The 24,067-nt window shown below is 63.5% G+C and carries 24 protein-coding genes and 2 tRNA genes; 22 read left to right on the forward strand and 4 right to left on the reverse strand.

The annotated features are described in order from the left end of the window. Window positions 1–20: 20 nt before the first annotated feature. The 13 genes from AC3RCJ_RS23720 (at window position 21) to AC3RCJ_RS23780 (ending at window position 15,059) form a co-directional block, all read left to right on the forward strand. Window positions 21–1,289 (forward strand): YeaH/YhbH family protein, encoded by a 1,269-nt coding sequence (locus AC3RCJ_RS23720; protein ID WP_492964377.1) that lies wholly within the window; start codon window positions 21–23, stop codon window positions 1,287–1,289. Further along, window positions 1,289–2,890: a SpoVR family protein gene (locus AC3RCJ_RS23725; RefSeq protein WP_492964392.1), complete on the forward strand. Its 1,602-nt coding sequence runs from the start codon at window positions 1,289–1,291 to the stop codon at window positions 2,888–2,890. Before AC3RCJ_RS23720 ends, AC3RCJ_RS23725 begins: the two co-directional genes overlap by 1 nt. 526 nt (window positions 2,891–3,416) lie before the next feature. Next, the gene (locus AC3RCJ_RS23730) at window positions 3,417–4,073 is read left to right on the forward strand and encodes an energy transducer TonB (protein ID WP_034754161.1); all 657 of its coding nucleotides are present in this window, start codon (window positions 3,417–3,419) and stop codon (window positions 4,071–4,073) included. A gap of 86 nt (window positions 4,074–4,159) precedes the next feature. Next, the gene (locus tag AC3RCJ_RS23735; protein WP_492964376.1) at window positions 4,160–5,086 is read left to right on the forward strand and encodes a MotA/TolQ/ExbB proton channel family protein; all 927 of its coding nucleotides are present in this window, start codon (window positions 4,160–4,162) and stop codon (window positions 5,084–5,086) included. A 5-nt stretch (window positions 5,087–5,091) separates the two neighbouring features. Continuing rightward, window positions 5,092–5,520 carry an ExbD/TolR family protein gene (locus AC3RCJ_RS23740; protein ID WP_131371532.1) on the forward strand — a complete coding sequence of 143 codons (429 nt, stop codon included), beginning with the start codon at window positions 5,092–5,094 and terminating at the stop codon, window positions 5,518–5,520. 105 nt (window positions 5,521–5,625) lie between these two features. Beyond that, window positions 5,626–6,057: an ExbD/TolR family protein gene (locus AC3RCJ_RS23745; protein WP_436569735.1), complete on the forward strand. Its 432-nt coding sequence runs from the start codon at window positions 5,626–5,628 to the stop codon at window positions 6,055–6,057. Window positions 6,058–6,135: 78 nt separating this feature from the next. Beyond that, entirely contained in the window at window positions 6,136–7,347 is a 1,212-nt protein-coding gene (locus AC3RCJ_RS23750; RefSeq protein WP_492964375.1) for a tetratricopeptide repeat protein, read from the forward strand. A 211-nt stretch (window positions 7,348–7,558) separates the two neighbouring features. Then, window positions 7,559–8,530: a bifunctional riboflavin kinase/FAD synthetase gene (locus AC3RCJ_RS23755; RefSeq protein ID WP_492964374.1), complete on the forward strand. Its 972-nt coding sequence runs from the start codon at window positions 7,559–7,561 to the stop codon at window positions 8,528–8,530. A 69-nt stretch (window positions 8,531–8,599) separates the two neighbouring features. Continuing rightward, entirely contained in the window at window positions 8,600–11,500 is a 2,901-nt protein-coding gene (gene ileS / locus AC3RCJ_RS23760; RefSeq protein ID WP_492964373.1) for an isoleucine--tRNA ligase, read from the forward strand. Between the two features lie 210 nt (window positions 11,501–11,710). Further along, window positions 11,711–12,220, forward strand: a complete 510-nt coding sequence (gene lspA / locus AC3RCJ_RS23765; RefSeq protein WP_492964372.1) for a signal peptidase II — start codon at window positions 11,711–11,713, stop codon at window positions 12,218–12,220. 17 nt (window positions 12,221–12,237) lie between these two features. Continuing rightward, entirely contained in the window at window positions 12,238–13,458 is a 1,221-nt protein-coding gene (gene coaBC / locus AC3RCJ_RS23770; protein ID WP_492964371.1) for a bifunctional phosphopantothenoylcysteine decarboxylase/phosphopantothenate--cysteine ligase CoaBC, read from the forward strand. A 39-nt stretch (window positions 13,459–13,497) separates the two neighbouring features. Further along, a complete protein-coding gene (dut, locus tag AC3RCJ_RS23775) occupies window positions 13,498–13,947 on the forward strand; it encodes a dUTP diphosphatase (protein ID WP_492964370.1) in 450 nt (149 codons plus the stop codon). A gap of 8 nt (window positions 13,948–13,955) precedes the next feature. Further along, a complete protein-coding gene (locus AC3RCJ_RS23780; protein ID WP_492964369.1) occupies window positions 13,956–15,059 on the forward strand; it encodes a M48 family metalloprotease in 1,104 nt (367 codons plus the stop codon). 117 nt (window positions 15,060–15,176) lie between these two features. Here the strand turns inward: AC3RCJ_RS23780 and AC3RCJ_RS23785 are convergent, their stop codons facing one another. Beyond that, window positions 15,177–15,317 carry a hypothetical protein gene (locus AC3RCJ_RS23785; protein ID WP_492964368.1) on the reverse strand — a complete coding sequence of 47 codons (141 nt, stop codon included), beginning with the start codon at window positions 15,315–15,317 and terminating at the stop codon, window positions 15,177–15,179. A gap of 100 nt (window positions 15,318–15,417) precedes the next feature. Between AC3RCJ_RS23785 and AC3RCJ_RS23790 the strand changes: the two genes are divergently transcribed. The 5 genes from AC3RCJ_RS23790 to AC3RCJ_RS23810 all read left to right on the forward strand — a co-directional run bounded on the left by AC3RCJ_RS23790 (window position 15,418) and on the right by AC3RCJ_RS23810 (window position 19,163). Continuing rightward, a complete protein-coding gene (locus AC3RCJ_RS23790; protein WP_492964391.1) occupies window positions 15,418–16,425 on the forward strand; it encodes an XdhC family protein in 1,008 nt (335 codons plus the stop codon). Window positions 16,426–16,493: 68 nt separating this feature from the next. Continuing rightward, on the forward strand, window positions 16,494–17,408 hold the full coding sequence (locus AC3RCJ_RS23795) for a DNA-3-methyladenine glycosylase family protein (protein WP_492964367.1): 915 nt from the start codon (window positions 16,494–16,496) through the stop codon (window positions 17,406–17,408). Window positions 17,409–17,465: 57 nt separating this feature from the next. Beyond that, on the forward strand, window positions 17,466–17,831 hold the full coding sequence (locus tag AC3RCJ_RS23800) for a COG4315 family predicted lipoprotein (RefSeq protein ID WP_492964366.1): 366 nt from the start codon (window positions 17,466–17,468) through the stop codon (window positions 17,829–17,831). Between the two features lie 22 nt (window positions 17,832–17,853). Continuing rightward, the gene (locus tag AC3RCJ_RS23805) at window positions 17,854–18,378 is read left to right on the forward strand and encodes an RNA polymerase sigma factor (RefSeq protein ID WP_492964365.1); all 525 of its coding nucleotides are present in this window, start codon (window positions 17,854–17,856) and stop codon (window positions 18,376–18,378) included. Further along, window positions 18,375–19,163 carry an anti-sigma factor family protein gene (locus AC3RCJ_RS23810; RefSeq protein WP_492964364.1) on the forward strand — a complete coding sequence of 263 codons (789 nt, stop codon included), beginning with the start codon at window positions 18,375–18,377 and terminating at the stop codon, window positions 19,161–19,163. Before AC3RCJ_RS23805 ends, AC3RCJ_RS23810 begins: the two co-directional genes overlap by 4 nt. A 144-nt stretch (window positions 19,164–19,307) precedes the next feature. On the opposite strand, the gene AC3RCJ_RS23815 is transcribed toward AC3RCJ_RS23810, so the two are convergent. Then, entirely contained in the window at window positions 19,308–20,516 is a 1,209-nt protein-coding gene (locus tag AC3RCJ_RS23815) for an MFS transporter (RefSeq protein ID WP_492964363.1), read from the reverse strand. A 109-nt stretch (window positions 20,517–20,625) separates the two neighbouring features. On the opposite strand from AC3RCJ_RS23815, the gene AC3RCJ_RS23820 reads away from it, so the two are divergent. After that, window positions 20,626–21,426, forward strand: coding sequence for a helix-turn-helix transcriptional regulator (locus AC3RCJ_RS23820; RefSeq protein WP_492964362.1), 801 nt, complete (start codon window positions 20,626–20,628; stop codon window positions 21,424–21,426). Between the two features lie 46 nt (window positions 21,427–21,472). Here AC3RCJ_RS23820 and AC3RCJ_RS23825 read toward each other — a convergent pair. Together AC3RCJ_RS23825 and AC3RCJ_RS23830 are read right to left on the reverse strand one after the other, a co-directional pair. Then, window positions 21,473–21,549, reverse strand: a tRNA-Met gene (locus AC3RCJ_RS23825). 140 nt (window positions 21,550–21,689) lie between these two features. Next, a tRNA-Met gene (locus tag AC3RCJ_RS23830) sits at window positions 21,690–21,766 on the reverse strand. A gap of 186 nt (window positions 21,767–21,952) precedes the next feature. Between AC3RCJ_RS23830 and AC3RCJ_RS23835 the strand changes: the two genes are divergently transcribed. From AC3RCJ_RS23835 to AC3RCJ_RS23845, 3 genes are read left to right on the forward strand one after another with little or no spacing between them, the layout of a single operon-like run. Next, window positions 21,953–22,531 carry an NUDIX hydrolase gene (locus AC3RCJ_RS23835; protein ID WP_492963681.1) on the forward strand — a complete coding sequence of 193 codons (579 nt, stop codon included), beginning with the start codon at window positions 21,953–21,955 and terminating at the stop codon, window positions 22,529–22,531. Window positions 22,532–22,561: 30 nt separating this feature from the next. Then, window positions 22,562–23,278 (forward strand): leucyl/phenylalanyl-tRNA--protein transferase, encoded by a 717-nt coding sequence (aat, locus tag AC3RCJ_RS23840; RefSeq protein WP_492963679.1) that lies wholly within the window; start codon window positions 22,562–22,564, stop codon window positions 23,276–23,278. Window positions 23,279–23,338: 60 nt separating this feature from the next. Beyond that, window positions 23,339–24,061 (forward strand): arginyltransferase, encoded by a 723-nt coding sequence (locus AC3RCJ_RS23845; RefSeq protein WP_492963677.1) that lies wholly within the window; start codon window positions 23,339–23,341, stop codon window positions 24,059–24,061. The last annotated feature ends 6 nt before the right edge of the window (window positions 24,062–24,067 follow it).

The raw sequence follows: 24,067 nt of genomic DNA on the forward strand, positions 1-24,067 counted from the left end.
GAGAAGCAAGGAGGCACCCTTTGACATACCTCATCGACAGGCGCTTGCAAAGCAAGAACAAGTCAGCCGTCAACCGCGAGCGTTTCCTGCGGCGCTACAAGGGCCAGATCAAGGATGCCGTGGGGCGCGCCATCAAGGGGCGCTCGATCACGGACGTTGAAAATGGCGAAAAGGTCAGCATCCCCGTCAAGGACGTGGGCGAACCGTCGTTTGGCCACGCGCATGGCGGCGTGTGGGAAGTGGTCAATCCCGGCAACAAGGAATACCTGAAGGGCGACCAGATCGCGCGGCCCAAGGGCAGCGGCGGCAGCGGGCGCGGCAAGGCCGGCAACAGCGAGGAAACCAGCGAAGATGATTTCATCTTCGAACTGTCGCGCGAAGAATTCATGAATTATTTCTTCGAAGACTTGGAATTGCCGCACATGGTGAAAACCCAGCTGACGGCCACCACGGAATTCAAGAACCAGCGCGCCGGCTACAATATGTCGGGCACGCCGTCGAATATCCACGTGCTGCGCTCGCTGCGGGGCGCGCTGGGCCGGCGCATCGCCGTCGGCGGCGGCGCCCGCAAGCAATTGGCGCAGGCCGAGCAAGACCTGGCCGCCCTGCTGCTCGACGGCGTGGCCGAGGACGACGTGCTGGTGCAGGAATTGCGCCGCCTGATCCACCACATCCACACGCGCCTGCTGGCGATTCCCTTCATCGACCCGTTCGACTTGCGCTACAGCAACCGCATCAAGGTGCCCAAGCCCATGACGCAGGCCGTGATGTTCTGCATCATGGACGTCTCCGGTTCCATGGACGAATCGCGCAAGGACACGGCCAAGCGCTTCTTCATCCTCTTGTATCTGTTCCTCAAGCGCGCCTACGACAAGATCGAGGTGGTCTTCATCCGCCACCATACGGCCGCCGCGGAAGTGGACGAGCACGAATTCTTCAATTCGCGCGAATCGGGCGGCACCGTGGTGTCGTCGGCGCTGCACCTGCTCAACAAGATCATCGACGAACGCTATGGCGCCGGACAATGGAACAGCTATGTGGCGCAGGCATCCGACGGCGACAACTGGGACAACGATTCCGTGCTGTGCCGCCAGTTGCTGATCAACACCATCATGCCCAAGGTGCAGTACTACACCTACGTCGAGATCACCGACGGCCCGCAGCAAAACCTGTGGGAACAATACGCGGGCGTCCTCGACCACCACGCCCATTTCGCCATGCAAAAGATCGTCACGCCGGCCGATATCTATCCGGTCTTCCGCGAACTGTTCAAGAAACAGGTGAAATGATGAGTGCAGCCTTTGACCGCGCCAGCAATACCCCCGGCGAGCCCTTCGTGCGCGTGCGCCACCCGAACGCGCTGCCCGAGCAGTCCGAATGGACGTTCGAGCTGATCGAGCAAATCCACGAGGAAATCCGCCGGGTGGCCAGACAGTTCGGCCTCGATACCTATCCCAACCAGCTGGAAATCATCACGGCCGAACAGATGATGGATGCCTACACCTCGGTCGGCATGCCCGTTTCCTACAATCATTGGTCTTTCGGCAAGCATTTCCTGTCCACCGAGAAAAGCTACAAGCGGGGTCAGATGGGCCTGGCCTACGAAATCGTCATCAACTCGAACCCGTGCATCGCCTATTTAATGGAGGAAAACAGCCTGACCATGCAATCGCTGGTGATCGCGCATGCGGCCTACGGGCACAACTCCTTCTTCAAGGGCAACTACCTGTTCCGCGCCTGGACCGATGCGGACGCCATCATCGACTACATGGTGTTTGCCAAGAACTACATCAGCGAATGCGAGCAGCGCCATGGCGTCGATGCCGTGGAATTGCTGCTCGACTCGTGCCACGCCATCCAGAACTATGGCGTGGACCGCTACAAGCGCCCGGCCAAGCTGTCGATGGCCAAGGAATATGCACGCCAGAAGGAGCGCGAAGAGTACGTGCAGTCGCAGATCAACCAGCTGTGGCGCACCCTGCCCCGCCGCGAGGAGGACGAGGAAGAGGAAGACCAGCGCAAGGCCGTGCCCCGCTTCCCGCCCGAACCCGAGGAAAACCTGCTGTACTTTATAGAGAAGTATGCGCCGCTGCTGGAACCGTGGCAGCGCGAGATGGTGCGCATCGTGCGCAAGATTTCCCAGTATTTCTATCCGCAGCGCCAGACCCAGGTCATGAACGAGGGCTGGGCCACGTTCTGGCACTACACGATATTGAACCAGCTGTACGACGAAGGCGTGGTGGGCGACGGCTTCATGATGGAATTTTTGAAAAGCCATACCAACGTGGTGTATCAACCGCCCATCGACAGCCCGTATTACAGCGGCATCAACCCGTATGCGCTGGGTTTCGCCATGATGAGCGACATCCGCCGCATCTGCGAACACCCGACGGACGAAGACCGCGCCTGGTTTCCCGACATGGCCGGCAGCGACTGGCGCAAGAGCCTGGACTTTGCCATGCGCAATTTCAAGGATGAAAGCTTCATCGCCCAGTACCTGTCGCCCCGGCTGATACGCGAATTCCACTTCTTTGCCGTGCTCGACGACGACAAGAACGAGAAGCTGGCCATTTCCGCCATCCACGACGATGCCGGCTACCGCTACGTGCGCCAGCAACTGGCCGAGCAATACAACCTGGGCAACCGCGAACCGAACATCCAGGTGTGGTCCGTCAATACGCGCGACGACCGGGCCCTGACCTTGCGCCATACCCAATTCCAGCGCCGGCCCCTGAACCAACAGGCGGCCGAAGTACTCAAACACGTAGCGAGGCTATGGGGCTTCGATGTGCACCTCGATACGGTCGATCCCCAGGGGCAAGTGCTGGGCACGCTCAACTGCCGGCGCGAAAAACGCAACCGGCGCGACGACCCGGCGATCCGCGTCTGAGGGTTTTTGGGCGCAATCGCATAAGCGCGCCGTATGCCCGCATAATAATTCCGTATGGCCGGACGACCTCGAAATCGGGGTCGCGGTCGCGTTTTTTCCGCCGCGCGGACACTTTGCCGCACCTGTTTGGTGCAGCGGAAAGGCTAAGTGGTCTGGTTCCGGAGCAAAATGTTCCCGAAAAGAAAGAATTTTCTCCAAATTTAGCGGTTTCCATATTCAATATCACGAAATAAAATTCCGCGAGATTGGCACATCGGAGAACTTAGCAGCGGTGGCCCGAAACGGCTGTAAAAAACCGATAAGACCGCCTTTTTTTATGTCCGAAAGCGTGCAAAGATGGCATAAGCAAGTACGTTTTCAGGGCGCAAAAGCGCCAAAAATTTAACCGGTTTTAGGCGTTAAAAATCTGTGTAAAATAAAGAATTCGTATGTATAATTCGGCGACGTCCCGGATACGGCTGGAGCTTTGTGTCGTCATTTTGGGGTTCAGTTGCAAGACAAGAGATGGTATTTGGAGAAAGCAGGCATGAATTTTTCGAACGAGAAAAGTCCCAAGAACTACACAGGCATCACTATCGTTGTCCTGCTGCACGTTCTCGCGGCTTACGGGATCGTGACGGGCTTGGGCAAGCGGTTGGTCACCAAAATGATGGAACCGGTTGAAACCAAGATTATCGAGGAAGTCAAACCGCCTCCACCGAAGGATCTTCCACCGCCACCACCGCCGCCAGAAATGAAGGCACCACCGCCGCCATTCATTCCGCCAGTCGAGGTGAACGTGCAGCAGCCGCCGCCGCAACAGAACGTGATTGCGAACACGACTGCTGTCAAGCCAGCCACCAATGTATTGGCACCGCCAGCACCGCCTGCACAGCCTGCGCCAACTCCTGGACCAGCCAAATCGGTGCGTACGCCGGCCGTGGTTGACTTCAGCGTCTGCGAAAAGCCGGCCTATCCGAAGTCGTCGCAGCGCAATGAGGAAACCGGTGTCGTGACACTGTCGTTCCTGATCGGCGTGGACGGCAAGGTCGCTGATTCGAAGATCGTGAAGTCAAGCGGCTTCAGGGACCTGGACAAAGCTGCGGTGCAAGGCATCAGCCGCTGTACATTTAAACCGGCAACGGTCGACGGCAAGCCGGAACAAGGCTGGCAACAAATGCAATACGTTTGGTCGCTGGATTAAAACCCGAGACAGTTATCCCCTGTCTCACACCATGATTTCGTTGTCATCACGTTCAGCGATCTGTTATTTTTAATTTTGGAGGAAGCATGTTTAAGAATACCCGTTTGTCCGCATTTTTTGCCGCGGTTCTGTTGTCCGTCACCGCTACTACCGCACTGGTAGCAGCACCAGCATTCGCTGACGCGCCAGCATCGGCAGCCGCTTCGGCTCCTGCGGCAGACGCTGCACCAGCACCAGCTGCTGACGCAGCAGCTCCAGCAGCAGACGCGGCCGCTCCAGCCGCCGACGCAGCCGCTCCAGCCAAAACCGAAGAAGTCCACAACCCGTTCGGCCTGCAAGCCGTATGGGACGGCGGCTTCGTGCCACGCGCCACCCTGATCATCATGGTCATCATGTCGATCGGTACCTGGTACATCATCATCACCAAGCTGATCGATCAAATGAAGATCTTCAAGCAAGCCAAAGAAGCCGCTGCCAAATTCTGGAAAGCACCTTCGATCGCTGCTGGTTCGGCAACCCTGGAAGAAGGTTCGCCATTCCGCTTCATCGCTGAATCGGGCACCAAGGCAACGGCTCACCATGACGGCGCCCTGCTGGAACAAATCGATCTGTCGACCTGGGTGACGATGTCGATCCAGCGCGCTTCGGACAAAGTGCAATCGCGTCTGCAAGATGGCCTGTCGTTCCTGGCAACCGTTGGTTCGACCGCACCGTTTATCGGTCTGTTCGGTACCGTTTGGGGTATTTACAACGCACTGACCGCTATCGGCATGACCGGTAACGCATCGATCGACAAAGTCGCAGGTCCGGTTGGTGAAGCACTGATCATGACCGCTTTCGGTCTGCTGGTCGCCGTTCCTGCCGTTCTGGGTTACAACTGGCTGGTGCGTCGTAACAAAACCGCAATGGAAGACATCCGCTCGTTCAGCGCCGACGTTCACTCGGTCCTGGTTTCCGGCGTAATGTCCACCAGCGAAGCTGGCCGTGCTGCCGGCGCTAAAAAGATCGGATAAGAATCATGTCGATGTCCGTCGGCTCCGACAGCGGAGAACAAGATCAGGTAATGTCAGAAATCAACACGACGCCGCTTGTCGACATCATGTTGGTTTTGCTGATCATTTTCTTGATCACGAGTCCGGTTGTCCTTAAGCTGCAGAAAATCGATCTGCCGATTGAGGCCAATCAAGCCCTTCAAACCAAGCCGGAAAACGTTAACATCGTTGTTAACAAGGATGGCGAGATTTACCTGGGCCAGACCAGACTGAAAGACACGAACGAGCTGTTCGATTATCTTAAAGTTGAAGCAGTGAAAGTACCGCAGCCGGAAGTACACGTTCGTGGCGATCAAGAAACACGCTACGAATCGATCGGCCGGGTTATTTACACGACCCAACGTGCCGGGATCCAGAAGGTCGGCTTCATCACCGAACCACCTGACAAGGGCTGATAGCGACTGACAGGGGCGTCCCGGCAACACGGGGGCGCCACTGAAGGAAGCTTGCCGGGCGGCAGTCTCGCCCGGTGCTTCGTTGGACTTCTTAAAGGAAACACTATGAGTATGAATGTCGGTTCGGGAAGCGCAGCAGGCGCCGATCCGGAACCAATGATGGAACTGAATATGACGCCCCTCATCGACGTGATGCTGGTGCTGATTATCATGTTGATCATCACGATTCCTAAGCAAAACCACTCGGTGAACCTGAACATGCCGGTCGGCACCCCGCCGCCACCGACAACCGAACCAGTGGTCGTCACGATCGATGTCGATTTTGATGGCACTATCTTGTGGGACAATCAGGTCGTACCTGACCGGAATACGCTGGAAGCCAAGCTGAGCAACATCGCTGCGCAAGCAGACCAGCCGGAAGTGCATCTGCGTCCCAACAAGCTGGTGGAATACAAAGTCGTCGCCGGCGTGATGGCGTCGGCGCAGCGTCTGGGCGTGACCAAAATCGGTCTGGTCGGCAACGAGCAATTCCAGTAAGCTGCAGCAATCAGGTTATCTTTACATCCGAATAGGCAGGACTTCCTGCCTATTCGCTTTTTACTGAAAGACTTTCTCATGTCCAAGTTTCGTCTCGCTCATCTCGGCCTCGTCATGGCCGCTATCGGTTTTACCGCAGCAACTCCCGTAATCGGCCTGGGCTCGCTGGCATATGCCGCGGACACCGTGCGCGCCGAAGTGGGCAAGCCACTGCAAGAAGCGCAAAAACTCGCTAGCAGCGGCAAAAACAAGGAAGCGCTGGCCAAACTGCGCGAAGCAGACAGCGTCGGCGGCAAGACTGCCTTTGAGAGCTACCAGATCGAACGCGTGCGCGCCTCGGCCGCAGCGGGCGCCGGCGATACCGCCACCGCCATCAAGGCCTTCGAAGCCGTCATCAATTCCGGCCGCCTGAGCGCCGCCGAAGCCCCCAAATTCACGCAGGGCCTGGCCGGCATGTACTACCGCGCCAAGGACTGGCCGAACGCCATCACCTGGTTCAACCGCTCCCTGAAAGACAAGGAAGATCCACAGACGCGCGACTACCTGATCCAGGCCTACTACTCGAGCGGCAACTACGCGGCCGCGGCGAAAGAGCTGCAATCGCGCGGCGGCAACTCGGAAGGCAGCCTGCAAATGCTGGCCAACATCCAGCTGAAGCAAAACGACAAGGCCGGCTATGTGGCGACCCTGGAAAAGCTGGCCGCGAATTATCCGAAGACCAGCTACTGGGCTGACCTGCTGAACCGCGTATCGGGCAAGCCGGGCTTCTCGCAACGCCTGGGCCTGGACGTCCAGCGCCTGCGCCTGGCCAACGGCCTGTTCACCAAGCCTTCCGAATACATGGAAATCAGCCAGCTGGCACTGCAAGCGGGCAATCCGGGCGAAGCGCTGAAAATCATCGACCAGGGTTACAAAAAAGGCATCCTGGGCGTGGGCGCCGATGCGCCGCGTCACCAGCGCCTGAAGGAACTGGCCCTGAAGACCCAGGCCGACCTGAAAGCCGGCGCCGCCAAGTCGGAAGCCGACTACATCAAGAACAAGGATGCCGACAGCTTGAGCAAGCTGGGCTTTGCCCTGGTTTCCGATGGCCAGACCGACAAGGGCCTGGACCTGATGAACCAGGCCGTCAAGATGGGCACCGCCAAGTATCAGGAAGAGGCGCAATTGCACCTGGGTATCGCTTACGGCGTGGCTGGCAAGAAAGCCAATGCCCACACCGCGCTGAAGGCGGTCAAAGGCACGGATGGCGCCGCTGACCTGGCCCGCTACTGGTCCCTGATGCTGAAATAAGTCGGCATCGCAGCCACGGCGCGGCGCGGCTGGCGTCAACGCAGCGCGCGTCGCATACCTGGTTCGCTCAAAAGCGTTGCCGGCTTACCCGCCGGCAACGCTTTTTGTCCATTTCAGGGGGGAAATTACCGCTCTGGCCGCCCTTGCGGCTGTGCATCCCTGAAACAGTCCGTATAATCCCCCATTTGGCACAGTTTTTCATCAGATTCCTATGAAGGTATTCCGCGGACTTCCCAATGCCCAGGCACGAGCGCCCTGCGCTCTGACCATCGGCAATTTTGACGGTGTCCACATCGGCCATCAGGCCTTGCTGGCGCGCGTGCGCGAAGCTGCCACCGAACTCGGCATTGAAGCGGCCGTGATGACGTTCGAACCGCATCCGCGCGAATTCTTCGCCCAGCGCGCGGGCGACCTGTCGAAAGCGCCGCAGCGCATCGCCAACCTGCGCGACAAGCTGCAATCGCTGGACGACGCCGGCATCGACCGGGTCGTCGTCGAACACTTCAGCGCCCAGTTCGCCGCCTTGACGCCGCAGGAATTCACGGAAAAAGTCCTCGTCGACGGCTTGCACGTGAAATGGCTGATGGTCGGCGACGACTTTTGCTATGGCGCCCGGCGCGCCGGCGACGTGGCCATGCTGCAGGAAGCGGGCCGCCAATATGGTTTCCATGTAGAAACCCTAGCCACCGTGATGAATGGCAGCACGCGCATTTCCTCGTCGGCCGTGCGCCTGGCCCTGGCCGATGGCAATTTCCCGCTGGCCAAGCAGTTGCTGGGCCATCCGTATGCCATTTCCGGCCATGTGATCCACGGCCAGAAACTGGGCCGCACGCTGGGATTTCCCACCCTGAACCTGCGCGTGGCGCACCGCCCCGCCCTGTCCGGCGTCTTCATCGTGCAGGTGCACGGCCTGGGCCCGCAGCCGCTGCCGGCCGTGGCCAGCCTGGGCGTGCGCCCCACCGTCGATGACAGCGGCAGGGTCTTGCTGGAAGTGCATCTGTTCGACTTCGCCCAGTCCTGCTACGGCAAGCTGGTCCGCGTGGAATTCCTGGAAAAGCTGCGCGACGAAGAAAAGTACGACGACCTGCCCACCTTGACGGCCGCCATCGAGCGCGACTCGAACCAGGCACGCGCCTATTTCGCCCAGCGCCGCAGCGCCATTACCGCCACCGACCGAATTTGATCCTGGCCAACTCTTGCGCGCGGCGGGTTTCCCCGCCACAGAATTTCACTCCATACAGTAAAGAAGAATATGTCCGACCAAAACAAGCCAGCAGCCCCCAAGCAGAACAAGAAAGCGGAAAGCAAATACCCGGTCAACATGACGGAAACCCCATTCCCGATGCGCGGCGACATGGCCAAGCGCGAGCCGCAATGGGTGCAGCAATGGCAAGACAAGAAAATCTACGAGCGCGTGCGCAAGGCTGCCGCCGGCCGGCCGAAATTCATCCTGCATGACGGCCCGCCGTACGCGAACGGCGACATCCACCTGGGCCACGCCGTCAACAAGATCCTGAAGGACATGGTCGTCAAGTCGCGCTCGCTGGCCGGCTTCGACGCGCCGTATGTGCCGGGCTGGGATTGCCACGGCATGCCGATCGAGATCCAGATCGAAAAACTGCACGGCAAGAACCTGCCGACGGCCGAAGTGCTGGAAAAGGCGCGCGCCTACGCCAACGTGCAGGTCGAGCGCCAGAAGAAGGACTTTATTCGCCTGGGCGTGCTGGGCGAGTGGGATAACCCGTATCTGACCATGGCGCACGGCAATGAAGCCGACGAACTGCGCGCGCTGGGCAAGCTGCTGGAAAAAGGCTATGTCTACCGCGGCCTGAAGCCCGTCAACTGGTGCTTCGACTGCCAGTCGGCGCTGGCCGAGGCGGAAGTGGAATACGCGGAAAAACGCGATCCCGCCATCGACGTGGGGTTCAAATTCAAGGAATTTGAACGAATCGCGCAAGCCTTCGGCCTGCCTGCCCTGCCGACCGAGAACGGTTTCATCGTCATCTGGACCACCACGCCGTGGACCATCCCGTCGAACCAGGCGCTCAACGTGCACCCGGAAGTCAAATATTCGCTGGTGAAGGCCGAGCGCGATGGCCAGCCGCTGCTGCTGATCCTGGCGCAAGACCTGGTCGTGGCCAGCCTGGCGCGCTTCAAGCTCGAAGGCACGACGATCGCCACCTGCGACGGCGCGGCCCTGGCCGGCATCAGCTTCCGCCACCCGCTGCACGCGGCCGACGCCTTCTACGACCGTTTGTCGCCCTTGTACCTGGCCGAATACGTGACCACGGAAAGCGGCACGGGCGTGGTGCACTCGGCGCCCGCCTACGGCCTGGACGACTTCATCTCGTGCAAGGCGCACGGCATGAAGGATGACGACATCATCAAGCCCGTCATGGGCGACGGCAAATTCGCCTCGACCCTGCCCCTGTTCGGCGGCATGACCATCTGGGAAGCGTCCAAGCCGATCTGCAGCGCCTTGCGCGAAGCGGGTGCCTTGTTCGAAGTCAAGATGTTCGACCACAGCTACATGCATTGCTGGCGCCACAAGACGCCGATCATCTACCGCGCCACCTCGCAGTGGTTCGCCGGCATGGACGTGACGCCGAAGGACGGCGGCGCGACCCTGCGCGAGACGGCCTTGCAAGGCATCGCCGACACCGAGTTCTTCCCGGACTGGGGCCAGGCGCGCCTGCACGGCATGATCGCCAACCGTCCCGACTGGACCCTGTCGCGCCAGCGCCAGTGGGGCGTGCCGATGGCTTTCATCGTGCACAAGGAAACGGGCGACCTGCATCCGCGCACGCCGGAATTGCTGGAGCAGGTGGCCAAGCTGATCGAAAAAGGCGGCATCGAGGCATGGCAGGCGCTGGATTTGAAGGACCTGATCGGCGACGAGGCGGCCATCTACGCCAAGAACAAGGACACGCTGGACGTGTGGTTCGATTCCGGCGCCACGCACCAGACGGTGCTGGGCGGCCCGCAGGCGCACGGTTCGCACTCGACGCAGCTGCAATTCCCGGCCGACCTGTACCTGGAAGGCTCGGACCAGCATCGCGGCTGGTTCCACTCGTCGCTGCTCGTGTCGTCGATGCTCAATGGCCGTCCGCCGTACAAGGCCCTGCTCACGCACGGCTTCACGGTCGACGGCGAAGGCAAGAAGATGTCCAAGTCGCTGGGCAACACGCTGGCGCCGCAAAAGATCTCCGATACCCTGGGCGCCGATATCCTGCGCCTGTGGATCGCCTCGACCGACTACACGGGCGAGCTGTCGATCTCCGACGAGATCCTCAAACGCGTGACGGAATCGTACCGCCGCATCCGCAACACCCTGCGCTTCCTGCTGGCGAACACCTCGGACTTCAATCCGGCCACGGATGCCGTGCCGGTGGCGGAGATGTTCGAAATCGACCGCTATGCGCTGGCCAACATGGCGTCGCTGCAGCAGCAGATCGAAAACAACTATGCGCGCTACGAATTCCACCCGGTGGTGTCGAAGCTGCAGACCTACTGCTCGGAAGACTTGGGCGGCTTCTACCTAGACATCCTGAAGGACCGTTTGTACACCTCGGGCTTGACGTCGCACGCGCGCCGCTCGGCGCAGACGGCCCTGTGGCATATCACGCAAAGCCTGCTGCGCCTGATGGCCCCGGCCCTGTCGTTCACGGCCGAAGAAGCGTGGGCAGTCTTCGCCGGCGCGGAAGCGTATGCCGCCAGCGATGAAACCATCTTCACGCAAACCTGGTGGCAGCTGCCGGAAGTGGCGGATGCGGCCGCCCTGCTGGAGAAATACACGGCCCTGCGCGCCGTGCGCACGGACGTGACCAAGCAGCTGGAAGACTTGCGCACCTCGGGCGCCATCGGCTCCTCGCTGCAGGCGGAGCTGACGATCAAGGCCGCGCCGATGAAGTACAAGCTCTTGACGACCCTGGGCGATGACTTGAAGTTCGTCTTCATCACCTCGCAGGCCACCGTGGCCGAAGTGCTTGAGGAAGCGGCCGAGGAAGTGGTCGTGGCCGCGTCGACGGCGCCGAAGTGCGAGCGCTGCTGGCACTACCGTAGCGACGTGGGCACGGACGCCGCGCATGCCACCCTGTGCGGCCGCTGCGTCAGCAACCTGTTTGGAAAGGGCGAAGTTCGCCGTTTCGCCTAAACAACGTCGTCAAAATCTACTGCGCGTCGCGATTTGCGGCCTGCGATGCTCGCTGCCTCGGCGGCCCCGTACTAAAGTACAGCTGCGCGTCTCGGGCCAACGGGGGCGCCGAGCCTCGCTGCCGCTCGCTACGATTTTGCCCGTCGTTGTATGCTATGAGTCCAACCGCCGCCTGCCGCCAGGCGGCGGCTTTATCTTCCCTGGAAAAATATGGCCACTAAAAACCGTTTTTCATCGAAATCGTCCTCCTCGGCGTCACTGGTGCCCTGGCTGGGCATTGCCGCCATCGTCATCCTGTTCGACCAGATCACCAAGATCACGATCCTGAAGACCTTCCGCTATGCGCAGGAAATGGTCATCACCTCGTATTTCAACCTGGTGCTGGCGTATAACAAGGGCGCCGCGTTCAGCTTCCTGTCCGACCAGGGCGGCTGGCAGCGCTATTTCTTCACCGGCATCGCCCTGGTAGCCGCCATCTACATCATCTACCTGCTGAAAAAGCACGCGGGCCAGCGCATGTTCTGCTGGGCCCTGGCACTGATCCTCGGCGGCGCGCTGGGCAACGCCATCGACCGCCTGATGTACGGCCACGTGGTCGACTTCCTCGACTTCCACTGGAAAAGCTGGGGCCATTTCCCCGCTTTCAATATCGCCGACAGCGCCATCTGCATCGGCGCGGCCCTGTTCATCATCGATGAACTGCGCCGGGTAAACAAATAAACAAGCAGGAGAACGGCATGGAATTGTCCGGCAAAAAAATCGTCCTGGGACTCTCGGGCGGCGTCGCCTGCTACAAGGCGGCGGAACTGTGCCGCGCGCTCACCAAAGCGGGCGCCTCGGTGCAAGTGGTGATGACGGATGCGGCCAGCCACTTCATCACGGCCGTCACGATGCAGGCCCTGTCCGGCCACCCCGTGCATACCAGCCAGTGGGATGCGCGCATAGCCAACAACATGGCGCACATCGATTTGACGCGCCACGCGGACGCCATCCTGATCGCGCCCTGCTCGGCCGATTTCCTGCGTAAACTGGCCCATGGCGTGTGCGACGACCTGCTGTCGACCCTGTGCCTGGCCCGCCCGGCCCAGCTGCCCCTGCTGGTGGCGCCGGCCATGAACGTGGAAATGTGGCAAAACCCGGCCACGCAGCGCAATGCGCAGCAGTTGCGCGACGACGGCATCCAGATCTTCGGCCCGGCGGCCGGCGAACAGGCCTGCGGCGAAACGGGCCTGGGCCGCATGCTGGAACCGGAACAGCTGCTCGCCGAGCTGATCGCCGCCTTCCAGCCGAAAGTCCTGGCGGGCAAGCGCGTGCTGGTCACGGCCGGCCCCACTTTCGAAGCCATCGACCCGGTGCGCGGCATCACCAATCTGTCGTCCGGCAAGATGGGCTATGCCGTGGCGCGCGCGGCGCGCGAGGCCGGCGCCGAAGTGCTGCTCATTTCCGGCCCGACGGCCCTCGATGCGCCATTCGGCGTGCGCCGCATCAATGTGCAAAGCGCGCAGCAGATGCATGATGCCGTATTGGCGCAATTCGACGAGCAGCACATCTTCATCGCGGTGGCCGCCGTCGCCGACTGGCGCGTCGTCAACGCCAGCGAGCAGAAAATGAAAAAGCAGGCCGACGGCTCCGTGCCGGAGCTGAAGTTCGCGCAAAACCCCGACATCCTGGCCACCGTGGCGGCGCGCACCAACCTGGCAGGCTATCCGTATTGCGTGGGTTTCGCCGCCGAATCGGAAAACCTCGTGGAATTTGGCGCCACCAAGCGCGAAAAGAAGGGTATCCCCCTATTGGTCGGCAATATCGGCCAGAACACGTTTGGCCAGGACGACAATACCATCATCCTGTTCGACGAAGACGGCCACACGGTGCTGCCGCGCGCCTCGAAACTGAACCTGGCGCGCCAGCTGGTATCGGAAATTTCCAAGCGCCTTGCGCGCAATTCGCTGCTCAAGTGAGCAGTTTCACCTTTTTATCCGTCCTACCGTAAAGCTTCAATGAAAAACATCGACATCAAAATCCTCGACACCCGCATGCAAGACCTGCTGCCGGCCTACGCCACTCCCGGCAGCGCGGGCCTGGACCTGCGCGCCTGCATCGACGCGCCCATCACCATCGAAGCCGGCCAGACGGTGCTCATCCCCACCGGCCTGGCCATCCACATCGGCGACCCCTCGTATGCGGCGATGATCCTGCCGCGCAGCGGCATGGGCCACAAGAACGGCATCGTGCTGGGGAATCTGGTAGGCTTGATCGACTCCGATTACCAGGGCCAGTTGATGGTATCGACCTGGAACCGGGGACAGGGCGCATTCACGCTCAACCCCATGGAACGCCTGGCGCAACTGATTATCGTGCCGGTGCTGCAAGTGGGCTTTACCGTCGTCGAGGAATTCGGCGACAGCGAACGCGGTGTTGGCGGTTTCGGCAGCACCGGCAAACACTAAGGAATATCATGCCAGGTTCACGCCATCTGATCTCAGCCAAAACTCCGCTGCGCCATCTGGCCTCGCCGCTGCTGGCGGCCAGCCTTGCCATTCTGGGCGGCTGCACCACGCCGGCGCCGCATGTCAGCGGCCCGTTCAACGTGGTGCCGGCGCCCGATGCGCCCGCGCCGACGGCGCAGCAAAAGGCGGCGCAAGAGGAACTGCTGAAGATGGTGGCGCTGCAGGACCGCCTGTCGAAGGTGTCGGCGCCCCTGCTGATCAACAATGCGGACCTGTGCAAGACCTACGCGCGCAACCTGCTGGGCTTCACGGCGCAAAACAAATACTCGTACCCGGGCATCTATGCCGATGCGGCGCAGGCGGCGCTCGGCTATGGCGAACAAATGCAGGTGTCCGGCGTGCTGCCGGGCAGCGGCGCGGCGCGCGCGGGACTGCGCCGTGGCGACGGCCTGCTGGCGGCCGAAGGCAAGCCGCTGCCGGCAGGACCGAACGCGGAAGGGCCGTTCGGCGCCATCGTCGGGCCGCTGGCCTCGAAAAGCGCAAGCCTGAACATGACCATCGCCCGCGACGGCCAGCAGCAGGACCTGAAGATTCCCGTCACGCGCGCCTGCGCCTTCCGCGTGGCCCTGGGCAATGCGGACAACGTCAACGCGTATTCGGACGGTACGCGCATCATGCTCACGCGCGGCATGATCAATGCGGCGCAAAACGACGAAGGCATGGCCTTCGTGATCGCCCGCGAAATGGCGCACAACATCCTCGACCACGCGCGCGGCCAGCACACGGCCGGCACGGCCGGCAGCATCATCGACAGCCTGGGCGCCGTGCAGCCGGATGTATCGATGCTGACGGGTTCTGCCGGCATCAAGGCCATGCCGCAGGAACTTGACGTACAGGCGGACACGCTGGCCATCTACCTGCTGGCGCGCGCCGGCTACAATATCGACAATGCCGCCCGCTTCTGGCAGCGCCTGGCCACGCAAGTGCCGGCCACAGTGGCCAATGGCTACACGGCCCTGCACCCCGGCACCAATTCGCGCATGGCGGCCATCAACCGCGCCGTCGCCGACGCGCGCGCCAAGCAGGCGGCGAAGAAGCCGCTCAAGCCTTAAACACAGGCGCGCCTGGCAACACCGGCGCGAACGGCAGCGATTCGCCGTCCAGACGCGCCCCCGTACCTTAGCAGCGGCGCGCATCGCTGGCCGCAAAGCGCGGCGCGGCAGGCTTGCTCAGCCGCCCGGGAAGTTGGGGAAATAGGTGCCCATGATCCAGGTCAGGGCGCCGCAAAACACCACGGCCAGAAACAGGGCAACGAGCAGCTTGCCGAACTTGGGAATACCCTCTTCTTGCGTCTTGACTTCATTTGACATGAAAATTCTCCGCAGGGTGGTGGAACAGGTAGTATATCCACAATCTTGAACACTATTCCATACTTTGCCGCAAACATGCGGCATGCAACCCTCGCGCCCCATGGACAGCATCGACCTTGAAGTTCTGAAAACCAGTGCCGCCTGGCTCGCCGCAGGCCACCGCTGCGAGCTCGTCACCGTCATCAGGACCTGGGGTTCCAGCCCCCGCCCCGTGGGCGCCACCCTGGCCATCTGCGACGACGGCACGGTGGTCGGTTCGGTCTCCGGCGGCTGCATCGAGGATGACCTGATCGATACCGTGCGCGTGCACGGCATCGTGCGCGCACTGCCGGAAATCGTCAGCTACGGCATCAGCGCGGACGAGGCGCACCGCTTCGGCCTGCCCTGCGGCGGCACCATCGAACTGGCCATCGAACCGCTGCATGCAGGCAGCCGCGTGGCCGAACTGCTGGCGCGCCTGGAGGCGCACGAACTGGTCGAACGCCGCCTCGACCTGCGCACGGGCGCCGTCACCCTGCGGCACGCCACGCCGGGCGCCGTGCTGGCACTGGACGATGGCGTACTCACCACGCAGCACGGGCCGCGCTGGCGCCTGCTGATCATCGGCGCCAGCCAGCTGTCGCGCTTCGTGGCGCAGATCGCCATGGCCATGGATTACCACGTCATCGTCTGCGACCCGCGCGAGGAATACCGGGGCGGCTGGAACGTGCCCGGCGTGCCCCTGCTGCACGCCATGCCGGACGACCTGGTGCTGGAATTAAAGCTCGACAGCCGCAGCGCCGTCGTCGCCCTCACGCACGACCCCAAGCTGGACGACCTGGCCCTGATGGAAGCGTTGAAATCGCCCGCCTTTTACGTGGGCGCCATCGGCTCGCGCGCCAACAATGCCAGGCGCCGCGAGCGGCTGCTGCAATTCGACGTCAGCGCGGAACAGCTGGCGCGCCTGCACGGCCCCATCGGCCTGTACATCGGCAGCAAGACGCCGGCCGAAATCGCCATTTCCATCCTGGCCGAACTGACGGCCGTCAAGAATGGCGTGCCCGACGCGCTGCAGATCCAGCATGCGGCGGCATTGACGCCGCCCACGTCCGACACCTGCGCGCGCTGAAGGCAAACAGCAAGAAACGCGGTGCCTGCGCATCGTCCCCCTGATACCTTTCCTGATTTTGGCCCGCCATGACCCTGCTGCACTGGACCCTCCCCCTGCCTGCCGGCTACCGCCGCGACGACGTGCTCGCCTTCCACGGCCGCGATGCGCAAGGCCTGGCCGAACGAGTCACCGCCACGGGACTGCGCAAGGGCATCCTGCTTGGCGGCGCCGCCGTCGTGCTGGACGTGGCCTTCGTCGACGATGCGGCCGTCTGCCGCGCCGAGATCGATGGCGATGCCGCAGGACTGCAAACGCCGCTGCACGGCGCCCTGCTCAACATCCTTGGCCTGCGCATCGACCCGCGGCCGTTCGCCCGACTGGCCGCCGGCGATCCGCTGCTGGCGCCTTTGATACGGCTCAACCCGGGCCTGCGCATCGTGCAGTCGGCCAGCCCCTTCGAGGCCCTGACCTGGGCCATCATCGGCCAGCAGATCAACCTGCCGTTCGCCATCGCCCTGCGCCGCACCTTCATCGAACAGGCGGGGCGCCGCCACGCCAGCGGCCTGTGGTGCTACCCGCAGGCGCGCGACGTGGCGCGGCTGGAAATCGAGGATTTGACCAGCCGCAAATTCTCGCGCGCCAAGGCGGAAACCGTGCTGCGCCTGGCGCGCCTGGTCGACGCGGGAGAATTGTCGCTGGAGCTGCCCCCCTCCGGCGACGTGGAAGCCATCTCGCAGGCGCTGCTGGCCGTGAAGGGCATCGGCCCGTGGACCGTCAACTACGCGCTGCTGCGCGGCTACGGCTATGCCGACTGCTCGCTGCACGGCGACGTGGCCATCCGCGCCGCCCTGCAAAAGCTGTTCGGCGAAGAGAGCAAGCCGGACATGGCGCGCACGGAACAGTGGCTGCGCCAGTATGCGCCGCACCGCACCATGGCGGCCGCCCACCTGTGGGCCAGCCTGCATGCGCCGGCAAAAAATAGTTTGGAAGAGCGGGAATAAACGGCGGGCGGCAGGCGTCCATCCCTTGCAAGCCCCCAAAACCTCAAGGAGACCATCATGCGCCTTACCACTATCGCCACCCTCGCCGCCCTGTTTGCCGCCCCGCTGGCCTTCGCCGCCGACGTCATGCCCGCCAACGGCATGCTGGTCAACGCCAGCGGCATGACCGTGTACGTATTCGACAAGGATGTCGCCGACAGCGGCAAGAGCGCCTGCAGCGGCGGCTGCCTGCTCGCCTGGCCGGCCGTCATCGCCACCGAAGCGGCGCCCGCCGCCCCCTACGGCAGCATCCAGCGCGAAGACAACGGCGCCATGCAGCTGACCTACAAGGGCAAGCCCCTGTACCTGTACAAGGAAGACAAGAAGCCGGGCGACGTGGCCGGCGACAATGTCAAGAACGTGTGGCACGTCGTCAAGCCGTAAGCCCCCCCTGCCCGCCGCCACGATGAGCGCCTTCGACGACAGCCGCCAGCTGCAGGCCTGCCTGCCCGGCCTGCGCCGCTATGCGCGCGCGCTGGCCGGTCCGCTGCATGCGGACGACCTGGTGCAGGACACCGTGGAGCGGGCCTGGCGCAAGCTCGATCAATGGCAGCGCGGCGGCGAAATGCGTCCATGGCTGTTTTCCATCATGCATAACCTGCACGTGGACCAGCTGCGCCGACCCGGGCTGGACCTGCTCGACATCGACGACGACGCGCTGCTGCCCGCGCCCGAGCGCGCGCCGGGACAAGCCATCGCCATCGGCGAAATGGACGCGGCGCTGGCCCGCTTGCCGCTGGGGCAGCGCGAAGTGATCCTGCTCGTCGCGCTCGAGCAGATGCCGTACGAGCAAGTGGCCGCCACGCTGGCCATTCCCGTCGGCACCGTCATGTCGCGCCTGTCGCGCGGGCGCGAGAAACTGCGCGCGCTGCTCGATGGCGGCCCTGCCGGCAGCCAGGACAGCCCACCCACCCTGAAAGTCGTGAAATGACAAGGCAAGCCATCAGCGAAGCGCAATTGCACGCCCTGGCCGACGGCGTGCTGCCGGAAGCGCAGCGCGCGGCCGTCGATGCCCACCTGCGCGCGCATCCGCAGGACGCCGCCCGCGTCGAGGCGTGGCGCGAGCAGAACCGCCAGTTGCGCGCCCTGTTCGACCCCGTGCGGGAGCAAGCCGTGCCGCAGCACTTGCTGCAGGCGGCGGCGCCGCCGGCGGCGAACGGCGCCTGGCGGCGCCCCGCCATGCAGGCGGCGGCGGCCGTCGTGCTGGTGCTCGCGGGCGGCGCGGGCGGCTGGCTGCTGCGCGGCGACGCCGGCAACGGCGACGCTGGCGCCAGCCCGCGCATGCTGGCGCGCAGCGCGGCCATCGCCCACGCCGTGTACACGCCCGAAGTGCGCCATCCGGTGGAAGTGGGCGCGGAACAGGAAGCGCACCTGGTGCAGTGGCTGTCGAAACGCCTGGGCACGCAGCTGCGGCCGCCCATGCTGTCGCCGCTCGGCTACCAGCTGATCGGCGGGCGCCTGCTGCCCGGCGACGGCGACGGCCCCGTGGCGCAATTCATGTACCAGGATGGCGGCGGCAAGCGCCTGACCCTGTACGTGGCGAAGGAGCGCGCCGGCAGGCAGGAAACGGCCTTCCGCTACGCGCAGGAAAAGGACCTGGGCGTGTTTTACTGGATCGACGGCCAGCTCGGCTACGCCCTCTCGGCGAACCTGCCCAAGCAGGAGCTGGGCAAGATCGCCGAGGCCGTGTATGCGCAGCTGGAGCAGCCGCGCTGACCCTGCGATCACCGCCGGGACAGCAGCGCCTCCACGCCCGGATCGGGGCCGCAAATACCAGCGGCAGGCCCGGTTCCGTCATGCGGCGGAACAGGACTGGACTGCCATGCGAGGCGCTCGGGCATAAAAAATGCGCGCCCGCGCTTACGCGCCCGGCCTGCGCCATAGCGCCAGCTGCAGCAGGACTGCCATGGCGGCCACCGCCGCCGCGCCCAGGCCCAGGCTCCAGGCGCTCCAATCCAGCAGCAACAGCAGGCCGCCGCAGGCGGCGCCGATGGCACTGCCCAGGTACAGCGCCGATTCATTGAGGGCGATGGCCAGGTTGCCGTCGCCCTGACGCGCGCGCACGGCCAGCAGCTGCTGGTTCTGCGGCACCTGCAAGGCCCAGCCGGCCGCGCCCCACAGCACGATGGGCGCCAGCATCAGCGACGCCGACCAGCCGGCCGCCAGCGGCAGCGCGCCCAGGGCCAGGGCCAGCAACAGCAGGATGAACAGGGCCAGCTTCGGCGCCCGCACCTTGTCCGCCAGCGGCCCGACCAATACGCTGCCCGCGATGCCGCCCACGCCCCAGGCCCACAGGAAGGGCGTGGCGGACATCGCTGCGCCCTGCGCGGACCACGCCAGCAGCGGCGCGATGAAGGTGTACATGCCCAGGCTGGCAACGGCCGCCAGCAGCGACACGAGCAGGATGGCCAGCACCTGCCCGTCGGCCAGCAAGGCCAGCTTGCGCCGCAGCGCCAGCGCCGGCGCCGCCGGCAGCGCGGGCAGCTGCCACAGCAAGCCCGCCAGCGCCAGCGCGCCCAGCGCGGCGACCAGCCACAGGGCCGCCGACCAGCCCAGCTGCTGCGCCAGCAGCAGGCTCAATGGCACGCCCAGCACCGTGCCGCTGGCCATGCCGCCCATGATCGCGCCGATGGCCTGGCCGCGCTGCCGCGGCGCGGACACGGCGGCCGCCGCCGCGATGCCCAGCGCCAGGTAGACGCCGGCGCCGACGCCGGCAATGGCCCGCAGCGCCAGCAAACTGCCGAAGCCGGGCGCCAGCGCGCTGGCCCCGTTCGCCAGCACGAACACGGCCAGGGCGACCAGCAGGCCCGAGCGCTGGGCCTGCGCCGGCAGCAAGGCCACTGCCAAGGGCGAGCCGAGGCCATAGGCCAGCGTAAACGCCGTCACCAGCTGCGCGGCCATCGCCACGGACACGGAAAACGCGCCGGCGATCAGCGGCATCAGCCCGGCCGTCACATAGGACGCCATGCCCAGCGCAAACGCGCCCACGGCAATCAGGTAAACGGCCGCTGGCAGACGCGCGGTGCGGGCGGCAGGCGCGGGGGCGCCGCAGGAGGAGGAATCGTGCATGGGACAGCTTTCAGGAAGAAAGCAGGCATTCTGGAATACAATATAAACAATTACAATTTAACTGTTTATGCTATTACTGATAGCGACAGGCTCATAGAAAGACCGCAGCATGCGCACTCTGGCCCGCACCCGCCACGAACTGGCCGCCTACCTGCTGGCGCGGCGCGCGCGCCTGTCGCCCGAAGACGTGGGCCTGCCCGGCGGTGGGCGGCGCAGGACGCCGGGCTTGCGCCGCGAAGAGGTGGCAGCGCTGGCCGGCGTGGGACTGACCTGGTACACCTGGCTGGAACAGGGGCGCGACATCGGCGTCTCCAGCGCCTTCCTCGACAAACTGGCCGAAGTGCTGAAACTGGACGCGGGCGAACGCCGCCACCTGTTCCTGCTGGCGCACGCGCGTCCGCCTGCCGAAGCGGGCAAGACCTTTTGCGTGGTACCGCCGCCGGTGCGCCGATTGATGCACGAACTGGCGCATCCGGCCTATGTGCTCAACCTGCGCTGGGACGTGCTGGCATTCAATGCCCACGCCGACGCCCTGTTCGGCTTTGGCGCGCATGCTGCCGCGCGCCGCAACCTGCTGTGGCTATTGTTTACCGATCCGCTGCTGCGCTCGCGCTTCACGCCCTGGGAAGAGCAGGCGCCGCTGATGCTGTCGGGCTTTCGCCGCGACTATGCGCGCGCCACGCAGGAAGCGGACATCCACGCGCTGGTGGAGGAACTGGAAAAGGTGTCGCCGGAATTCAGGCTGTGGTGGCGCCGACACGACGTGCATGCAGCGTGCGACGGCGTGCGCCAGCTGACAATCGACGGCGGGCAGGTCGCGTATGAGCACACCTCGCTGACCATCGATGCGGACCGCCACTTGCGGCTGGTCGTGTATGCCCGCCAGCAGGTGGAAGACACCGCGCCGTAAACGAAAACACCGCTGCCCCTCTTGCGAGGAAGCAGCGGCTTCGAATTGGTTGCGGGGACAGGATTTGAACCTGTGACCTTCGGGTTATGAGCCCGACGAGCTGCCAGACTGCTCCACCCCGCAGCAGAATTATATACCAGATTGTTGCGGGACGTAAAGGGCGTGAATTGACAATGTTACTCATCCCCGCCTGCCGTCGTTTGCCGCCGGGCAGAAATGAAAAAGCCGCTGATCTTTTGCAAGAGTCAGCGGCTTTCCGGTATTGGTTGCGGGGACAGGATTTGAACCTGTGACCTTCGGGTTATGAGCCCGACGAGCTGCCAGACTGCTCCACCCCGCACTCGAATTATAAGGGCAAACGGGTGGCTTAGGCAATAGCTATCTCAAATTCAACCGCAATAGACCAATCTAATCAATACGCGAGCGATATGATCGCCGGTCAATCGTGCCTGCGCAGCTCGCCACGCGGCACGCAATCGGTGTACAGTAAGCGCTACACCAGACATCCATTTTCCAAAGCCCGCCCATGAAATTCTGTTCCGAATGCGCCCATCCTGTCAGCCTGTCCATCCCGGAAGGCGACAACCGTCCGCGCTATGTCTGCGCCAACTGCGACGCCATCCATTACCAGAACCCGAAAATGGTGGTCGGCTCCATCCCCGTGTGGGAAGAGGATGGCCGGCTGCAGGTCTTGCTGTGCAAGCGGGCCATCGAGCCGCGCTACGGCTACTGGACCCTGCCGGCCGGCTTCATGGAAAACGACGAAACGACATCCGACGCGGCCGAACGCGAAACGGTGGAGGAAGCGGGCGCGCATATCGAACTGGGCCCCCTGTTTTCGCTGCTCAACGTGCAGCGCGTGCACCAGGTACACCTGTTCTACCTGGCGCGCTTGCGCGACCTCGATTTCGCGCCCGGCATCGAAAGCCTGGAAGTGCAGCTGTTTACGGAAGCGCAGATTCCCTGGGATGACCTGGCCTTCCCCACCATCCGCGCCACGCTGGAGCTGTTCTTTGCCGACCGCGTGAAAATCCGCGAGGGCGGCAGCTACGGCTTCCATACGGGCGACATCACGCGGCCGATGGCGCGCGCCGACGCCGAGTAAGTCCCCTTCACCCGCCATCCTTGACGCCGCATGATTCCCTGGCTCGACATCCATACCCCGTTTCCCGACGTTGCACGCGCCCTGAAAGACGAGGCGCCCGGCCTGCTGGCGGCCGGCGCCGACCTGTCGCCCGCGCGCCTGCTCGACGCCTACCGGCACGGCATCTTCCCCTGGTTTTCCGAAGGCCAGCCCATCCTCTGGTGGAGCACCGATCCGCGCATGGTGCTGATGACGGACGATTTCAAGGTCTCCGACAGCCTGCACAAGGCCATCCGCAAGGTCGAGCGCAGCGCCGCCACGGACGGGCGCTGGCAGCTGCGCTTCGACGGCGATTTCGAGGCCGTCATGCGCGCCTGCGCGGCGCCGCGCAAGGATGGCCCGGGCACCTGGATCTCGGACGAGATCATCGCCGGCTATACGGGCTTGCACAAGCTGGGTTACGCGCACTCGTCGGAGCTGTGGCTGGACGGGGAACTGGTGGGCGGCGCCTACGGCGTGTCGATCGGGCGCATGTTCTACGGCGAATCGATGTTTGCCAGGGTCTCGGACGGCTCGAAGATCGCGCTGGCCCACCTGGTCCGCTTCCTGAAGGCGCGCGGCGTGGCCATGATCGATTGCCAACAAGAAACACGGCACCTGGCTTCGCTGGGCGCGGCGCCCATTTCGCGCGCGCGTTTCCTGGCCCACCTGCGCGGCGCGATTGAAGCAGCGCAAATCACCGACTGGCATGCTGCGCCATCCGCCTAAAAAAGCTATGATATCTCCAAGCAGACTTCCATTGCCGCGGACAGCGCAGACAGGATCAGCATGACGCACCTGAACGAATTACCGTTTGCCACCCTGCAGTTCTACACGACGGCGCCCTACCCGTGCAGCTACCTGGACGACCGCCAGGCCCGCTCGCAGGTGGCCACGCCCTCGCACCTGATCAACAGCGACGTGTATTCGGAACTGGTGCGCAATGGCTTCCGGCGCAGCGGCATCTTCACCTATCGGCCGTATTGCGACGGCTGCCAGGCCTGCATCCCCGTGCGCGTGGTGGCCGGCCAATTCGCGCCCAACCGCAACCAGCGCCGCGCCTGGAACCGGCACGCCAGCCTGCAGGCGGGCGTGGCCACCCTGTCCTTCCTCGACGAACACTACGAGCTGTATCTGCGCTACCAGAGCACGCGCCACGCGGGCGGCGGCATGGACCAGGACAGCCGCGACCAGTACGCGCAGTTCCTGCTGCAAAGCCGGGTCAATACGCGCCTGGTCGAGTTCCGCGAGCCGGACGGCACCCTGCGCATGGTCAGCATCATCGACGTGCTGGCCGACGGCCTGTCGTCCGTCTACACGTTCTTCGATCCCGACGTGGCGGGCGCCTCGTACGGCACCTACAACGTGCTGTGGCAGATCGCCCAGGCGCGCGAACTGAACCTGCCGTATATCTACCTGGGCTACTGGATCGAACAAAGCCCGAAGATGGCGTATAAAATCAATTTCAAGCCGCTGGAAGCGCGCATCAAGGGGCAGTGGGTGGTCCTGTAAAATCGG

The organism is Janthinobacterium sp. GW822-FHT07H11 (genome assembly GCF_058798615.1).

Excerpts from the sequence above, each read along its gene's own strand:
- AC3RCJ_RS23845 (WP_492963677.1), top strand. The coding sequence starts at position 23,339 with ATGACGCACCTGAACGAATTACCGTTTGCCACCCTGCAGTTCTACACG.
- AC3RCJ_RS23835 (WP_492963681.1), top strand. The coding sequence starts at position 21,953 with ATGAAATTCTGTTCCGAATGCGCCCATCCTGTCAGCCTGTCCATCCCG.
- AC3RCJ_RS23725 (WP_492964392.1), top strand. The coding sequence starts at position 1,289 with ATGAGTGCAGCCTTTGACCGCGCCAGCAATACCCCCGGCGAGCCCTTC.
- lspA (WP_492964372.1), top strand. The coding sequence starts at position 11,711 with ATGGCCACTAAAAACCGTTTTTCATCGAAATCGTCCTCCTCGGCGTCA.
- AC3RCJ_RS23815 (WP_492964363.1), bottom strand. The coding sequence starts at position 20,516 with ATGCACGATTCCTCCTCCTGCGGCGCCCCCGCGCCTGCCGCCCGCACC.
- AC3RCJ_RS23735 (WP_492964376.1), top strand. The coding sequence starts at position 4,160 with ATGTTTAAGAATACCCGTTTGTCCGCATTTTTTGCCGCGGTTCTGTTG.
- dut (WP_492964370.1), top strand. The coding sequence starts at position 13,498 with ATGAAAAACATCGACATCAAAATCCTCGACACCCGCATGCAAGACCTG.
- AC3RCJ_RS23820 (WP_492964362.1), top strand. The coding sequence starts at position 20,626 with ATGCGCACTCTGGCCCGCACCCGCCACGAACTGGCCGCCTACCTGCTG.
- AC3RCJ_RS23810 (WP_492964364.1), top strand. The coding sequence starts at position 18,375 with ATGACAAGGCAAGCCATCAGCGAAGCGCAATTGCACGCCCTGGCCGAC.
- AC3RCJ_RS23795 (WP_492964367.1), top strand. The coding sequence starts at position 16,494 with ATGACCCTGCTGCACTGGACCCTCCCCCTGCCTGCCGGCTACCGCCGC.
- AC3RCJ_RS23805 (WP_492964365.1), top strand. The coding sequence starts at position 17,854 with ATGAGCGCCTTCGACGACAGCCGCCAGCTGCAGGCCTGCCTGCCCGGC.
- AC3RCJ_RS23785 (WP_492964368.1), bottom strand. The coding sequence starts at position 15,317 with ATGTCAAATGAAGTCAAGACGCAAGAAGAGGGTATTCCCAAGTTCGGC.
- AC3RCJ_RS23740 (WP_131371532.1), top strand. The coding sequence starts at position 5,092 with ATGTCGATGTCCGTCGGCTCCGACAGCGGAGAACAAGATCAGGTAATG.
- AC3RCJ_RS23750 (WP_492964375.1), top strand. The coding sequence starts at position 6,136 with ATGTCCAAGTTTCGTCTCGCTCATCTCGGCCTCGTCATGGCCGCTATC.
- aat (WP_492963679.1), top strand. The coding sequence starts at position 22,562 with ATGATTCCCTGGCTCGACATCCATACCCCGTTTCCCGACGTTGCACGC.
- AC3RCJ_RS23755 (WP_492964374.1), top strand. The coding sequence starts at position 7,559 with ATGAAGGTATTCCGCGGACTTCCCAATGCCCAGGCACGAGCGCCCTGC.
- AC3RCJ_RS23730 (WP_034754161.1), top strand. The coding sequence starts at position 3,417 with ATGAATTTTTCGAACGAGAAAAGTCCCAAGAACTACACAGGCATCACT.
- AC3RCJ_RS23790 (WP_492964391.1), top strand. The coding sequence starts at position 15,418 with ATGGACAGCATCGACCTTGAAGTTCTGAAAACCAGTGCCGCCTGGCTC.
- ileS (WP_492964373.1), top strand. The coding sequence starts at position 8,600 with ATGTCCGACCAAAACAAGCCAGCAGCCCCCAAGCAGAACAAGAAAGCG.
- AC3RCJ_RS23780 (WP_492964369.1), top strand. The coding sequence starts at position 13,956 with ATGCCAGGTTCACGCCATCTGATCTCAGCCAAAACTCCGCTGCGCCAT.
- AC3RCJ_RS23745 (WP_436569735.1), top strand. The coding sequence starts at position 5,626 with ATGAGTATGAATGTCGGTTCGGGAAGCGCAGCAGGCGCCGATCCGGAA.
- coaBC (WP_492964371.1), top strand. The coding sequence starts at position 12,238 with ATGGAATTGTCCGGCAAAAAAATCGTCCTGGGACTCTCGGGCGGCGTC.
- AC3RCJ_RS23800 (WP_492964366.1), top strand. The coding sequence starts at position 17,466 with ATGCGCCTTACCACTATCGCCACCCTCGCCGCCCTGTTTGCCGCCCCG.